12 protein-coding genes are annotated in these 15010 nt (G+C 68.3%); 4 read left to right on the plus strand and 8 right to left on the minus strand.

What is annotated here, in order from left to right:
• Both aat and ACFSGX_RS04650 read right to left on the minus strand, forming a co-directional pair.
• On the minus strand, positions 1–750 hold the full coding sequence (gene aat, locus ACFSGX_RS04645) for a leucyl/phenylalanyl-tRNA--protein transferase (protein ID WP_380927818.1): 750 nt from the start codon (positions 748–750) through the stop codon (positions 1–3).
• A 500-nt stretch (positions 751–1250) separates the two neighbouring features.
• On the minus strand, positions 1251–2894 hold the full coding sequence (locus ACFSGX_RS04650) for a M28 family metallopeptidase (protein ID WP_380927820.1): 1644 nt from the start codon (positions 2892–2894) through the stop codon (positions 1251–1253).
• 325 nt (positions 2895–3219) lie between these two features.
• Between ACFSGX_RS04650 and ACFSGX_RS04655 the strand changes: the two genes are divergently transcribed.
• On the plus strand, positions 3220–4221 hold the full coding sequence (locus ACFSGX_RS04655; RefSeq protein ID WP_380927822.1) for a threonine aldolase family protein: 1002 nt from the start codon (positions 3220–3222) through the stop codon (positions 4219–4221).
• Positions 4222–4239: 18 nt separating this feature from the next.
• A complete protein-coding gene (locus ACFSGX_RS04660) occupies positions 4240–5178 on the plus strand; it encodes a DMT family transporter (RefSeq protein ID WP_380927824.1) in 939 nt (312 codons plus the stop codon).
• Here ACFSGX_RS04660 and ACFSGX_RS04665 read toward each other — a convergent pair.
• A complete protein-coding gene (locus tag ACFSGX_RS04665) occupies positions 5103–5933 on the minus strand; it encodes a Rossmann-fold NAD(P)-binding domain-containing protein (RefSeq protein ID WP_380927826.1) in 831 nt (276 codons plus the stop codon). The two genes, ACFSGX_RS04660 and ACFSGX_RS04665, sit on opposite strands and share 76 nt — an antisense overlap.
• A 146-nt stretch (positions 5934–6079) precedes the next feature.
• On the opposite strand from ACFSGX_RS04665, the gene pepN reads away from it, so the two are divergent.
• Complete coding sequence (pepN, locus tag ACFSGX_RS04670; RefSeq protein ID WP_380927828.1) at positions 6080–8668, plus strand: aminopeptidase N; 2589 nt, start codon at positions 6080–6082, stop codon at positions 8666–8668.
• 424 nt (positions 8669–9092) lie between these two features.
• On the opposite strand, the gene ACFSGX_RS04675 is transcribed toward pepN, so the two are convergent.
• The 4 genes from ACFSGX_RS04675 to ACFSGX_RS04690 are packed head-to-tail and all read right to left on the minus strand — an operon-like array spanning position 9093 to position 12631.
• Positions 9093–9677: an ABC-type transport auxiliary lipoprotein family protein gene (locus tag ACFSGX_RS04675; RefSeq protein ID WP_380927830.1), complete on the minus strand. Its 585-nt coding sequence runs from the start codon at positions 9675–9677 to the stop codon at positions 9093–9095.
• Between the two features lies 1 nt (position 9678).
• Positions 9679–10650 (minus strand): MlaD family protein, encoded by a 972-nt coding sequence (locus tag ACFSGX_RS04680; protein WP_380927832.1) that lies wholly within the window; start codon positions 10648–10650, stop codon positions 9679–9681.
• A complete protein-coding gene (locus ACFSGX_RS04685) occupies positions 10650–11540 on the minus strand; it encodes an ABC transporter ATP-binding protein (protein WP_380927834.1) in 891 nt (296 codons plus the stop codon). Before ACFSGX_RS04685 ends, ACFSGX_RS04680 begins: the two co-directional genes overlap by 1 nt.
• Positions 11537–12631: an ABC transporter permease gene (locus ACFSGX_RS04690; RefSeq protein WP_380927836.1), complete on the minus strand. Its 1095-nt coding sequence runs from the start codon at positions 12629–12631 to the stop codon at positions 11537–11539. The genes ACFSGX_RS04685 and ACFSGX_RS04690 overlap by 4 nt, the downstream gene beginning before the upstream one ends.
• 175 nt (positions 12632–12806) lie before the next feature.
• Between ACFSGX_RS04690 and ACFSGX_RS04695 the strand changes: the two genes are divergently transcribed.
• Positions 12807–13481, plus strand: coding sequence for an HAD family hydrolase (locus ACFSGX_RS04695; protein WP_380927838.1), 675 nt, complete (start codon positions 12807–12809; stop codon positions 13479–13481).
• 153 nt (positions 13482–13634) lie between these two features.
• Here the strand turns inward: ACFSGX_RS04695 and ACFSGX_RS04700 are convergent, their stop codons facing one another.
• Positions 13635–14960, minus strand: coding sequence for a cystathionine gamma-synthase family protein (locus tag ACFSGX_RS04700; protein WP_380927840.1), 1326 nt, complete (start codon positions 14958–14960; stop codon positions 13635–13637).
• Positions 14961–15010 lie beyond the last annotated feature (50 nt).

A 15010-nucleotide genomic window follows, 5' to 3' on the forward strand; every position in this document is an offset into this window, starting at 1 on the left:
TTACGATGTCTGGCCCAAGAGTTGTACGATGCGGTATCCCGATACGGGGCCGGAGACGATCGCGGCCGGGTCCGGGGGCGTTGCGCCGTCCGGGGCGTCCGGGCCGTCCGAGTCGGGATCGACGAGGCGGTCGAGCGCGCCGAACTCGCCGATCACGACACCGGTGGCGGCGCCGACGCCGAGCGCCGAATCGAGCAACGAGACATAGGCCGAGCGCCGGATCTCGACCGCGCCGAGCGATGCGAGGTGATCGGTGATGAACTGGCAGTCGAGCAGCTTGTAGCCGCCGCAGCGTAGCCGCGCGACGAGATGGGCGAGCGCCACCTTCGAGGCGTCGCGGCAGCGGCTGAACATGCTTTCGCCGAAGAATGCGCCGCCGAGCGTGACACCGTAGAGCCCGCCGACGAGTTCGCCGTCCTGCCAGGCTTCGATCGAATGGGCGTGGCCGCGGGCGTGGAGTGCGGAATAGGCACGCTCGATCTGCGGGTTGATCCAGGTGTCGGGGCGGTCGGCCGTGCTCTGCGCGCAATGCGCGACGACATCGGCGAAAGCGACGTCGGCGGTGACGGTGAAGCGGTCCGACCGCAGCGTCTTGGCGAGCGAGCGCGAGAGGTGGAAGCCGTCGAGCGGGAGGATGCCGCGCTTGCGGGGCTCGACCCAGTAGACGTCGCCCGCATCTCGGCTGTCCGCCATCGGGAATACACCGATGGCGTAGGCGCGCAGCAGCATGTCGGGATCGAGCGCCATCATGGCTGCAAGATGGCGGGCCGCGAGCGGGTTGGAAAGGGTCGGGGTGTCGGATGCGGCGATTTGTCCGTTGGGGGCGTCAGGTTCAGCGCAGTCCCGACGCTCACCCGCAGTCGTCACCCCGGGCGGAGGCCGGGGTCTCTCTTTGGCTGGATGTCAGCGCAAGCCAGAGCGGGATCCCGGCTTTCGCCGGGATGACGGAGTGATGGTGGCTTGTTGGTCTGGCGTTGCCCTTCGCAACGGCGAAGCGGGGTCAGCGGGTCATGTCTGGCATCCACCAGTTTTTCCAACGTTCGTCACCCCGGCGGAGGCCGGGGTCTCCCTTTGGCTGGATGTCACCGCAAGCCAGAGCGAGATCCCGGCTTTCGCCGGGATGACGGACTTGTCTGTGCCGGACGATGTTCCCAGCCCTACGCGACAAATCGCGAGCCATGAGGGAGCGCTTGCGGTGCTGTTGCCTCCACCCCCAGCCCCCTCCCCTGAAGGGGAGGGGGCTTTCTGGTTTACTTCCGGTCGCTGGCGGTCTTGTCGCGTTCGGCTTTGAATTCGCTGTCGGGGCTCCAGTTGGGCCAGGTGGTGCCGGCGGCGAGGTCGTGGCCGACGGCGTAGAGGAGGCCGAGGTCGGCGGTCATGCCGGACAGGTTCCAGCTGGGGCTCCATTCGTCGGCGGGCTGGTGGTAGCGGTCCTTGGTGTAGGCCTGCGCGAACGCCTCGCCCGCCGCGGTGCCGCCGGCGACCAGATCGCTGCCGCCGTCGAACGAGACGGCGGGGACGCCGCGCTTGGCCATCGGGAAATGGTCGGAGCGGTAGAAGCCGCCGGCCTCCGGGTGCGGTTCGGGCGAGAAGGTGCGGTTGCGCTTGGCGCCCTCCGCGGTGAGCATGTCGAGCAGGCCGAGTTTCGCGCTGCCCGAAATGCCGAAGTCGCGTGCGGGGCCGGCGATCGCCATCGAGTCCATGTTGAGGACACCGACGGTCTTGCCGAGCGGGTAGACCGGGTTGGCGGCGTAATATTCGGAGCCGAGCAGGCCCTTCTCCTCCGCCGTGACCGCCAGGAAGACGAGCGAGCGGGCGGTGCGCGGGGCCTTGGCGAAGGTGCGGCCCAGTTCGAGCAGCGCGGCGATGCCCGTCGCGTTGTCGACCGCGCCGTTATAGATCCGGTCGCCCTTCGCATCGGGCGCGCCGACGCCGAGATGGTCCCAGTGTGCGGAGTAGATCACCGTCTCGTCCGGGCGGCTGGTGCCGGGCAGGCGGCCGAGGACGTTCTTCGACGTGATGACCTGTGCGTCGACGGCGTAGTTGGCGCTGAACGTGGCCTTGAGCGGGACGGGGCGGAAGTCGCGGGTGCGGGCCTTGGCCTTTTCGGCGTCGAAATCGAGGCCGGACGCCTGGAACAGTTTGACGGCGAGATCGCGCTGGATCCAGCCTTCCATGGGCGTGTGGGTGGCGGCCGGGTTCTGCCGGACGATGTCGAACATCGTGTTGGTGTTGCTGTTCTTGACGGTCGCCCAGCCATAGGAGGCGGGGGCGGTTTCGTGGATGATCAGGATGCCGGCGGCGCCGCGGCGGGCGGCTTCCTCATACTTGTAGGTCCAGCGGCCGTAATAGGTCATGGCCTTGCCGCCGAAGTCGCCACTGCCGGTTTCGAAATCCGGGTCGTTGACGAGCACGACGGCGATCTTGCCCTTCAGGTCCTCGCCCTTGAAGTCGTCCCACTTCCGCTCGGGTGCGTTGACGCCGTAGCCCATGAAGACGAGCGGGGCGTTGGCGATCGAAACGGACTTCTGACCGGTGAGGGCGGCGCGGACGGCGATCTGGTCGCCTTGCGTCAGTGGCGTGGCGGTGCCGGCGATCGCCATCGAGAGCGTGGGGGTGCCGGTGATTGCCGACCGGAGAAGCGGGACATCCTGCGTCCAGCCGCGCTTGCCGTCGGCGCCTGCTGTGCCGCCGGGCTGGAGGCCGGCGGCCTGCATCTGTTTCACGATATAGGCGACGGTCTTGGTTTCGCCGGGGGTGGCGGGACCGCGGCCTTCATAGGCGTCGCTCGACAGCGTCTTGACGTCGGCGGTGATGCGGGCGGGGTCGAAGGTCTGCGCCGTGGCGAGGCCGGCGGTGGCGGCGAGGAGCGTGGCGAGAAGCGTACGGTGCATGCGGGACCCTTGTTTGGTGTTTGGGGGGAGGGTGCAACGGGTTGGAGGCGGATGCAACCGGGGGAGCGGGGCGCCACAGTAAGCCCTCTCCTTCAGGGGAGGAGTTCGGGGTGGGGCTGACCGCTTCAAGCCGGTGAGGTTTTAGGGGAGGTGCTGTTGCCCCCACCCCAACCCAGTTCCGATCTCCGACAGGTGAAACATGCCCCCGGCATGTTTCAGGGATTGCCGGGGGCAATCCCGACCTGACGGCGATCGGAACTCCTGAAGGAGAGGGGCTTATCTGTTCCGATTGCGGATGGGTTTCGTGCCGCTTACAGCCCCACCCATGCGCTTTTTCTCCGACAATGCCGCGCCGGCTCATCCGGCTGTTCTGGACGCGATGCTGGCCGCCAATGCGGTCGATACCGCTTATGATGGCGATGCTTTGTCGAAGGCGATGGACGGGGCGTTCTCGGACCTGTTCGAGACGCCGGTGACCGCGATGTGGGTGGCGACCGGGACGGCAGCGAATGCGCTGGCGCTGGCGGCGATGGTGCCGCCGCATGGGGGCGTGCTGTGCCACCGCGATGCGCATATCCAGAACGACGAGGGCGGTGCGCCGGAATTCTATACGCACGGTGCCAAGCTCATGCTGGTCGACGGCGTCGGGGCGAAGCTCGACCCGGCGGGCGTGGCGGCGGCGGCGGATGCGATCGCGAACGACGTCCACCGGGTGCAGCCGCATGCGCTGTCGATCACCAACGCGACCGAATATGGGCTGGTCTATACGCCGGACGAGGTTGCGGCGCTGGGCGAGGTGGCCAAGGCGCGCGGCTGGGGGCTGCATATGGACGGGGCGCGGTTCGGCAATGCCATGGCGCATGTCGGCTGTTCGCCGGCGGACATGACGTGGCGCGCCGGGGTGGACGTGCTGAGTTTCGGGTTCGTCAAGAATGGCGGGATGTCGGCGGAGGCTTTGGTGTTCTTCGACCAGACGCTGGCGGCCGATACGTTGCGGCGACGCAAGCGCGCGGGGCATCTGCTGTCGAAGGGGCGGTTCGCGGCGGCGCAGATCCTGGCGCTGGTCGAGCAGGATCGCTGGCTGGATACGGCGCGGGCGGCCAATGCGGGCGCGGCGGCGCTGGGTGCGGCGGCGGGGGCGCGGGCGCTGCATGCCGTTCAGGCGAACGAGCTGTTCCTGCGCGCGACGCCGGAGGAGGCCGCGGCGTTGCGCAGGCAGGGTTTCGATTTCTACGACTGGGCGGCGGGCGAGGTGCGGATGGTGGTGTCGTGGAGCCAGCCGGCCGACGAGATCGCGGCGTTGGCGGCGGCGATCGCAGCGCTGTGACCGGGGCATGAGGGCCGCATGACCGGGGCGCTGACCGCTCCGCCGCTGCCGTCGGCGACGATCCGGCGCGTGCTGGTGCCGTTCATGCTGGTGACGTTGATCTGGGGATCGACGTGGCTGGTGATCCGCGACCAGATCGGCATCGTGCCGGCGAGCTGGTCGGTGACGTACCGCTTCGTCGTGGCGACGGTCGCGATGTTCGGCGTGGCGGCGGCGACGCGCGCGCCGCTCAGGATCGGGCGGGCGGGGATGCTGCTGGCCGCGGTCATCGGGTTCTGCCAGTTTTTCGCCAATTTTAACCTGGTGTATCTGGCGGAGACGTCGATCACGTCGGGGCTGGTGGCGGTGGTGTTCGGGTTGCTGGTGGTGCCGAACGCGGTGCTGGGGCGGATGCTGCTGGGGCAGGCGCTGTCGGTGCCGTTCCTGGCCGGGTCGGCGATCGCGATGGTGGGCGTCGCGCTGCTGTTCGATCATGAGTTGCGGACCGCGGGGGTGCGCGGCGAGGATGCGATCGCGGTGGCGGGCGGGATCGTCACGACGCTGGCCGCGGTGCTGGCCGCGTCGATCGCCAATGTGGTGCAGGCGACGCCGGTCGCGCGGCGGGTGGCGGTGATCCCGCTGATCGCGTGGGCGATGCTGTTCGGGACGATCGTCGATGCGGGCTATGCCTGGGCGACGGTAGGCGCGCCGACGGTGGAGTGGCGCTGGGGCTATGCGGCCGGGATCGCGTATCTCGGGCTGGCGGGGTCGGCGCTGGCGTTTCCGCTCTACTACCGCGTGATCCGGACGATCGGGCCGGCGCGGGCGGCTTATTCCAGCGTGCTGGTGCCGGTGATCGCGATGACGCTATCGACCGCGTTCGAGGGGTATCGCTGGTCGGTTCAGGCGGGGGTGGGCTCCGCGCTGGCGATGGCCGGGCTGGTCGTGGCGTTGAGGGCGCGCAACCCCGCGCGGTAGTCGGGGAAGGCGGGCGACCAGTCGAGGACGCGTTTCGCCTTGCCGTTCGCGACGCGGCGGTTCTCCGCATAGAAGCCGCGCGCCATGGGGGAGAGGTCGGCCGCGTCGAGCGATTGCAGTTCGGGCCAGGGCAGGCCGAGCAGGTCGCAGGCCGCCTCGATCACCGCATTCTGGCTGGACGGCCGGTCGTCGGCCAGATTGTAGACGCCGGGCGGGCCGTCCATGCCCGCAATGACGCCGGACACGATATCGTCGACATGGATGCGGCTGAACACCTGCGTGCGCAGGTCGATGCGGTGCGCGCGCCCTTCGCGGACGCGGTCGAGTGCGGAGCGGCCGGGGCCGTAGATGCCGGGGAGGCGGAAGATGCTCGCCTGCGGCAGGGTCTGCCAGCGCAGGTCGGCGGCGGCGCGGGCGTTGCGGCGGCCGGTGCCGACGGGTGCGCTCTCGTCGACCCACGCGCCCTGCGCATCGCCGTAGACGCCGGTGGACGAGAGGTAGCCGAGCCAGCGGGTGCGGAGGAGGGCGGGGCCGTAGCGGGTCAGGACCGGGTCCTGTTCGTCCGCGGGCGGGACGGAAGAGAGGATGTGGGTGGCGGCGGCGATCTCGGCGCGGACGGCGGGTTCGTCGTCGAAGGCGAGCGCGGTCTCGGTCGCGGTGCGGCGGGTGGCGGTGACGTGCCAGCCTTCCTGCGTCAGGCGATCGGCGAGGCGGGTGGCGGTGTAGCCGAGGCCGAAGATCAGGAGGCGGGACATAGGGTTCCTTTCTTGGGGCTTCGTTGGGATTGAGCTTACCCCAAGCCACGCCCCCCACCCCGGCCCTCCCCCCGGTGGGGGGAGGGGGATAGGGCGTTCGCTGTTCTTCGTTGTGAACCCTTTGGCTCGTGCCTAGTTTCGGAGCCATGGATATACGCACGCAACCGCTCGCTGCCGCACCGGCTCCCGTTCTTCGCGCCGATTATGCGCCGCCGGTTTGGCAGGTGCCGGAGATCGCGCTGGAGTTCGACCTTGATCCGGCGCGGACGCAGGTGACGGGGCGGTTGTCGGTGGTGCGGGCGGGCACGGGGCCGTTGCGGCTGGATGGCGACGGGCTGACCGCGGACGCGGTGTCTGTGGACGGCGTTCCGGCAGACTGGACGATGGACGGCGATCAGCTGGTCATCGACTTGGCGGGCGACGCGCATCTGGTCGAGATCCGCGTCACGATCGCGCCCGAGGCCAATACGCAGCTGATGGGGCTGTATGCGTCCGACGGGCTGCTCTGCACGCAGTGCGAGGCGGAGGGGTTCCGGCGGATCATGTTCTTCCCCGACCGGCCCGACGTGCTGGCGCGTTATGCCGTGCGGCTGGTGGCGGACCGGGCGCGCTATCCCGTGCTGCTGTCGAACGGCGACCATGTCGATTCGGGGACGCTGCCGGACGGGCGGCATTATGCGGACTGGCGTGATCCGTTCCCAAAGCCGAGCTACCTGTTCGCGCTGGTGGCGGGCGACCTGGCGGTGAACCGCGACAGCTTCGTCACCGGATCGGGCAAGGTCGTGGAACTCGGCATCTGGGTGCGCGAGCATGATCTGGGCCGGACGGGCCATGCGATGCATGCGTTGAAGACCGCGATGGCTTGGGACGAGCGGGTCTATGGCCGCGAATATGATCTGGGCGTGTTCAACATCGTCGCGGTCAGCGATTTCAATTTCGGGGCGATGGAGAACAAGGGCCTCAACATCTTCAATTCGCGCTACGTGCTGGCCGATCCGGATACGGCCACGGACCAGGATTACGACGCGGTCGCGACCGTGGTGGCGCATGAATATTTCCACAACTGGTCGGGCAACCGCGTGACATGCCGCGACTGGTTCCAGCTGTCGCTGAAGGAGGGGTTCACCGTCTTCCGCGACCAGCAGTACAGCGCCGATCAGGGGTCGGCGGCGGTCAAGCGGATCGAGGATGTCCGCGTGCTGCGCGCGGCGCAGTTCCCGGAGGATGGCGGCCCGCTGGCGCATCCGATCCGGCCCGACAGCTATATCGAGATCAGCAATTTCTACACCGCGACGATCTACAACAAGGGCGCGGAGGTGATCCGCATGATGCACACGATGCTGGGCGAGGCGGCGTTCCGGGCCGGGTCGGACCTGTATTTCGACCGGCACGACGGAACGGCGGCGACGTGCGAGGACTTCGTCGCGGCGATGGAGGATGCGTCGGGTCACGACCTTGGCATGTTCCGGCTGTGGTATCGTCAGGCGGGGACGCCGCGGGTCCATGCCGCGCTGGATTTCGATGCGCCGGGCGGCCGCGCGCGGCTGCGGTTGCAGCAGGTCGTGCCCGCGACGCCGGGGCAGCCGGACAAGCAGGCGATGCCGATGCCGCTGCGCATCGCGCTGTTCGGTGAGGTGTCCGGGACGAAGCTGTTGCCCGAACAGACGGTGATGCTGGACGGCGCGCATCAGGAGATCCTGTTCGAGGGGATCGGCGAGCGGCCGGTGCTGTCGATCAACCGCGGTTTCAGCGCGCCGGTAACGATCGAGAGCGACCGGTCCGCGGCGGACCTGGCATTCCTGTCCGCGCACGACGACGATCCGTTCGCGCGGTACGAGGCGATGCAGCAGTTGATGGTCGATACGCTGGTCGACGATGTCGCGACCGGGAACGCGGACCTGACACCGGTGATCGCGGCGGTGAAGGCGACGCTGGCCGATCCGGCGCTGGAGCCGGCGTTCGTGGCGGAGGCGGTGCTGCTGCCGTCCGAGGCGTATCTGGGCGACCAGATGCCGGTGGTCGATCCGCAGGCGGTGACGCGCGCGTGGGACCGGTTGCGCGGCGCGTTGGGGGCGGAGCTGATCGCCGACTGGCGCGGCGTGTACGCGGGCATGGCGGCGGGTGGCGATTCGCTCGAGGCGGCGGGCAAAGGCATGCGGCGGCTGCGCGGTGTTGCGCTGGGGTATATCGTCGCGAGCGGGGCGGCGGATGGTCCCGCGCTGGCGGCGGCGCAGTATGAGGCGGCCGGTACGATGACCGATCGGCAGACGGCGTTGTCTGCGCTGGCGATGACGGCGTCAGCGGAGCGCGATGCGGCGTTTGCGGCGTTCCATGCGCGTTATGCCGACAATGGACTGGTGTTGGACAAGTGGTTCCAGACGCAGGCTCTGGCGCCCCGGAGTGATACGATCGATGTGGTGGAGCGGCTGGCGCGGCATCCGGATTTCGTGATGACCAACCCGAACCGGTTGCGCTCGCTGGTCGGCGCGTTCGCGGTGAACCAGCGGGCGTTTCACGATCCGTCGGGGCGTGGATACCGGTTCCTGGGCGAGATGGTCGTGGCGATCGACCGCATCAATCCACAGACCGCGGCCAAGCTGGTGCCGCCGTTGGGACGCTGGTCGCGGTTCGACGCGGCGCGTGGGGCGATGATGCGGGCTGAGTTGGAGCGGGTGTTGGGGACCGAGGGTCTGTCGAAGGATGTGTTCGAGCAGGTGAGCAAGAGTTTGGGGTGAGGGGTGGGCTCGCTTAATCCTCCGGCGTCATCCCGGCATTCGCTGGGATGACTTCGTGATGGCGGGGCGTCGCTTCGTCGCGGTAACGCGCTGTTGGTGGCGTTGCTCCCCTCTCCCAACCCTCTCCCCGGAGGGGAGAGGGCTTCGATACGACCGAGGCTGCGTCAAGTGACGCCCCCCACCCAACCCTCCCCCCGGCGGGGGGGAGAGCTTTCCTTGCGGCCCGCGTTCCTCGGTAATGTTTATGAACGTTCAGTCGGTAAGGTTCGGCAACCACTTCAGACACAGGCGTAACCGGCCCCCTCTCCCCCACGGGGAGAGGGGAGTGGCTTGGGGTGCCTCCTAGGCAAATCGGCTCACAAGGCTTCTGACTTGTGAGATGGAGCTAAAACCCGCGCACTTACGCGGGGTCGTAAGAGAACCTTCAGCCGCCAACCCAGCCAGCAACCTCGCTTGCAACCTGATTCGCGCCCTGCGTCAGGGCCGCGGCAATTGTCGGGCCGTCCTCGGTCGTCACCGGCACGCTCGCCTGGAAGCGGCGGGTTTCGACGGTGTCGGATTTTCCGCGGGCCAGCGAGGCGTCGTAGGTGACGACGGCGGTGCGGGTGGCGGCGTCGAGGCCGAAGGTCTGGAGACGGCCGCCGAGGCGGATGCCGGGGGTGACGTTGGCGCCGCGCGGTTCGATCACGACGCGGCCGGTGCGTGCGGTGACGGTGTCGGCGAGGACGTTGCGGAACAGGCGGGCGGGCGCGTCGGCCCACTGCGCGTCCTTGACGTAGGCGATCTCGGTCGGGGTGACACGCACCGGAATGCGCAGCGCGCCGAGTTCGGCGGGAACGCTCGGCACGCCGACCAGGACTGCCTGGCCATCGGCGGCGGTGCGCGACGCGCCGGGTTGCACCTGCGCGGTGGAGGGCAGCGCGAGGAACGACGGCGGCACCTTCGGACCGAAGGCGCAGCCGGCGAGCGTCAGGGCGGCGAGGACGGATAGGGGCAGGGACAGGCGCATATCAGTTCCTCGGCTTGTAGTCGGGCAGCTTGCCGCCGCCGATCAGGGCACCCGCGCCGCCGCGGTCGACCTTGTTGGCAACGCTGGTCAGCGATTCGGCCATCTGCGAGAGGTCGCGGACGAGTTGGTTCGCGTTCGGGATCGTGTCGTTGGTCAGCGTCTTGATGCCGGGGCGGGCCTCCGTCATCGTCGCGTCGATCTGGGCCAGTGTGCGGTTCGCGTTGGCGGCTGCCTTGTTGAAGTTCGCCATGGCGGGGCCGACGTCGCGCTGCATCACGCCGTCCGCGGTGGTGGCGAGGCGACCGATCTGTTCGGCGGCGTCGCCGGCCTGACGGACCGCGATGCGCGTTTCGACCAGCGTCTGAGCAATTTCGGGGCCGCGATCGGCGAGCGAGCCGGACAGCCGGTCCATGTTGGCCAGGATGCGACCAATCGAATTTTGGTTGTTCGGGTTGAGCAACTGGCCGAGCCGGTCGGTCAGCGTGGTCACGCGTTCGAGCAGGACGGGTGCCGAGTTGAGCAGCTGGCCGAGCGCGCCGGGCTTCGTCGGGATGACGGGATAGCCGTCCGGGCAGGCCGGATCGGTGTCGAGGTTCGGGTTGCACGCGATCGGCGGCGCGCCCTTAACCGCGCCGTCCAGATTGATCTGACTGACGCCGGTGAAGCCGACGCCGGCGATGGTGGCGGTCGTGCCTTTCAGCACAGGCACGCCTTCCTTCACCTTGATCCGTACGCGGACGAATTCGGGCGAGGCGGGCATGATGGCAATGTCCTCGACATTGCCGACCGGCACGCCGGAGAAGGCGACGACCGAACCCTTGGCGAGGCCGTCGACCGAGGAGCGGAAGAAGATGTCGAACTTCTGGTCATTGGGGCCGGAGAAGCCGGCCATCCACACCAGGAAGCCCAGCGTGATGACCAGCAGCGTCAATACGACGCCGCCGACCAGAACATGGTTTGATCGGTTTTCCATCAGGCCCTCGCGTCCGCTTGCAGACCCGACGGTGCGGGCGGCGTCGCCCGTTCGCGGGCTTCGTCGTGCAGTGTTTCGGCCCCTTGCGCCGCGGTGCGTCCGCGCGGGCCGTTGAAATATTCCTGGATCCACGGCTGATCGAGCGCGAGCAGTTCCGGGATCGTGCCGACCGCGACGACCTTGCGATCCGCGATCACGGCGACCCGGTCGCAGATCGCGTAGAGCGTGTCCAGATCGTGGGTGATCAGGAAGACGGTGAGGCCGAGCGTGTTCTTGAGGCTCTTGATCAGTTCGTCGAACGCGGCCGCCCCGATCGGGTCGAGCCCGGCGGTCGGTTCGTCGAGGAACAGCAGTTCGGGGTCGAGCGAGAGCGCGCGGGCGAGGGCGGCGCGCTTGCGCATGCCGCCGGACAGTTCGGACGGGTATTTGGGACCGGCTTCCGGACCGAGCCCGGACATCGCGATCTTGTAGCAGGCGATCTCGTCGAGCAACGTCGCGTCGAGCCGGCGGTAATATTCGCGCAGCGGGACCTGGACGTTTTCCGCGACGGTGAGCGTGGAGAACAGTGCGCCGTTCTGGAACAGCACGCCCCAGCGGCGGCGGACGTTGCGCGCGTCGGTTTCCTCGCGCCCGAGCATCGATTCACCGAACACCGTAACCTCGCCGGCGCTGGGCGTCTGGAGGCCGATGATCGAGCGGAGCAGCACGGACTTGCCGGTGCCGGATCCGCCGACGACGCCGAGAATCTCGCCGCGCCGGACGTCGAGATCGAGATCCTCGTGGACGACCTGGTCGCCGAACTGGTTGCGCAGGCCGTGCACGCGGATCAGAAATTCGTCACGCGTGGGGGCGTCCGTTTCGGGCGCGGATTTGGCGAGCGTTGCCGTCATACCCAACCGATCGATGCGAAGAAGACCGCGAACACGGCGTTGATGATGATGACGAGGAAGATCGACTGCACCACCGCAGATGTGGTGCGCAGGCCGACCGCCTCCGCGCTGCCTTCGACCTGCATCCCCTGGAAGCAACCGGCCATCGCGATGATGAGGCCGAACACGGGCGCCTTGATCAGCCCGGTCAGGACGTCGGTCAGCGGCACGACCTCGCGGATGCGGGTGATGAAGGTGATTGGCGGGATGTCGAGCGAGATCCAGGTGAACAGGCCGCCGCCGAGCAGTGCCAGCAGCGAGGCGTAGAAGCCGAGCAGCGGCATGAGCAGCACGGTGGCAAGGACGCGCGGCAGGACCAGTGCCTCCATCGGGGAAACGCCGATGGTGCGCATCGCGTCGACCTCCTCGGCCAGGCGCATCGATCCGATCTGTGCGGCGAAGGCCGAGCCGGAGCGGCCGGCGACCATGATCGCGGTCATCAGCACGCCGAGTTCTCGGAAGGTGATGCGGCCGATCAGGTTGATCGCAAACACCTCGGCGCCGAACTGGCGGAGCTGGATCGCGCCCTGTTGCGCGATGACGACGCCGATCAGGAAGCTCATGAGGCCGACGATCGCGAGCGCCTCGACGCCTACGACCTCGAACTGCCGCGCGACGGCGTTGTAGCGAAAGCGGCGCGGGTGGCGGATGACGCCCCAGGCGGCGACCAGCGTGGCGCCGAAGAAACCGGTGAGGCCGATGAGCGTGTGACCGGCCTGTGCGACCGCGTCGCCGATCTGGCCGAGAACGCGGACGAAGGAGGGCGTCGCGTCGGGCCGGACCTTTGCCGGGCGGTCGGCGGCGGCGACCTGTTCGAGCAAACGCGACGTGTTCTCATCCGCGCCCTGCACGGGGATGTCGTGGTCGCGGACCAGGCGGTGGACGATCCAGGCACCGACGGTGTCGATCCGTTCGATCCCGGACAGGTCGATCGCGGTCGGCGGCGTGTCGATCGCATCCACCCGCTCGACCACGTCGCCGAGCCGGGCGAGCGTCATCGTGCCGCGGAAGCGGAGGACGCCGTCGTCGTTGGTGAATTCCGCCCCGCTCATACCGATGGACGATGACGTGAAAGGAGACGGGGAGCAAGCATGTGATCGCGATACGTGCGGTACAGGACGATGGTTCCAGACAGCCAGATTATTACACATGTTATGATTTTGCCTCGGACGGTGGCCGGCGTGGTTGCGGCTTGGCCCGATTAGCGGAAACCGGTAACGCGGCCGCATGGCTGAACTCGCGATCTACGACATGGACCGGACGATCACGCGGTCGGGGACCTACACCCCGTTCCTGATCCATGCGGCGATGCGGTTGGCACCGTGGCGGCTGGCGCTGGTGCCGTTCGTGCCGCTGGCGATGCTGGCCTACGGCGTGCGGGCGATCGACCGGAAGCGGTTGAAGGAGATCAACCAGCGGCTGTTGCTCGGCGGGTCGGTGTCGCGCGCGAAGCTGGCCCCGGTGACGGCGTCGTTCGCCGATGCGGTGATGCGCGCGAATGTCCATCCGGGCGCGCTGCGACAGATTGCGGAGGACCGCGCGGCGGGGCGGCGGCTGGTGCTCGCGACCGCATCGTACCGGTTGTACGTCGAGGCGATCGCGGGTCGGCTGGGGTTCGACGATGTGATCGCGACGGGGACGATGAACGGGCTGGACGACCGCATCCTGGCGCAGGTGGACGGCGAGAATTGTTACGGCCCGGCCAAGTTGCGGATGATCGAGGCGTGGATGGCGGCGCAGGGTTTGGTGCGCGGGGAGACACAGGTGCGGTTCTATTCGGACCATGTGTCGGACGGGTGCGTGCTGGACTGGGCCGATGCGCCGTTCGCGGTGAATGCGAGTGCCAAGTTGCGGGCGATGGCGGGGAAGAAGGGGTGGCCGTTGCTGGACTGGGGGGTTTGAGTCTGGGTTCTTAGCCCTCCCCCCACCGGGGGGAGGGTTGGGTGGGGGGCTTCGCTGGACGCAGCGGCTTAAGTGGGTTCAGCTGTTAGGCGATCTTACCCCAAGCCATGCCCCCCACCCCGACCCTCCCCCCGGTGGGGGGAGGGAGCTTTATCAAACCCCCCGCAGCGCCTGGTCGCAGTCGGCGATGAGGTCGTCGGCGTTTTCGACGCCGATCGAGATGCGGACGAGGTTGTCGGTGATGCCGAGTGCCTGCTTGCGCGCGTCGGGGACGCTGAGGTGCGTCATGCCGGCGGGGTGGCTGGCGAGCGTTTCGGTGCCGCCGAGGCTGACCGCGAGTTTGGCGATGCGCAGGCCGTCGAGGAAGCGGAACGCCTCCGCCTCGCCGCCCTTCAGGAACAGCGAGAAGGTGGAGCCGGCGCCCGAGCAGTGGCGACGGTAGATGTCGGCTTGCCGCCCGCCGGGATCGAGGAAGCCGAGATAGCCGACATGTTCGACCTTCGCATGGTCGCGCAGGAAGGCGCAGACCTTGGCGGCATTCTCGCCCGCGCGGCTCATTCGCAGTTCGAGCGTTTCGAGCGAGCGGAGCAGCATCCAGGCGGTGTGCGGATCGGTGATCGTACCGATCGTGTTGCGCATCGAACGGATGACGTTGATGTGCGCCTTCGACCCGACCGCGCCGCCCGCGACGAGGTCGCTGTGCCCGCCGGCATATTTGGTGAGCGAGTAGAGCACCAGATCGGCGCCGTGGCGAAGCGGTTTCTGCCAGAGCGGGCCGAGGAAGGTGTTGTCGATGACGACCGGCGGCTTCTCCTCCAGATCGGCGAAGACCGCGTTGCGCGAGGCGACGACGGCCTCGATATCGACGAGCGCGTTGGTGGGGTTGGCCGGGCTTTCGAGGTAGACCATCGCAACGCGGCCGTGGGCGTGCGCGCGTTCCATCACCGCGTCGATTTCCTCGCGCGTGGCACCGGCGGGGAAATCGAGCCAGTTGATGCCGAACCGGCCGAGCACCTTGCCGATCAGCGTTTCAGTGGCGGCATAGAGCGGGGCGGAGTGGACGATCGTGTCGCCTGGCCGGCAATGCGCGAGCAGGACGGTGGCGATCGCGGACATGCCGGAGGAAAAGGTGAGCGCGTCCTCCGCATCCTCCCAGATGCCGAGCCGGTCCTCGAGGATCTCCTGGTTCGGGCCGTTGAAGCGCGAATAGACGAGCCCTTCCGCGCCGCCGGGGCGCTTGCCGGTGACGCCTTCGAAATGGCGTTTGCCCGCGGCGGCGGATTCGAAGACGAAGGTGGAGGTGAGGAAGATCGGCGGCTTGAGCGCGCCTTCGGACAGCATGGGGTCGTAGCCATGGCCCATCATGAGCGTTTCGGGGCTCAAGCGGTGGCCGCCGATATCGAGCGCCTCCGCCTTGGGACGGCGGCGCGCGGTGGCGCCGGTCAGGTCGGCCTCGGTCGGGACGGTGTCGTCGGACATGGGGGTTCCTTCGCTTTCGCTATGGATGGGAGGTGGGGTGCGAGGTCCGG

The organism is Sphingomonas arantia (assembly GCF_042682045.1).
Taxonomy (GTDB): Bacteria; Pseudomonadota; Alphaproteobacteria; order Sphingomonadales; family Sphingomonadaceae; genus Sphingomonas_R; species Sphingomonas_R arantia.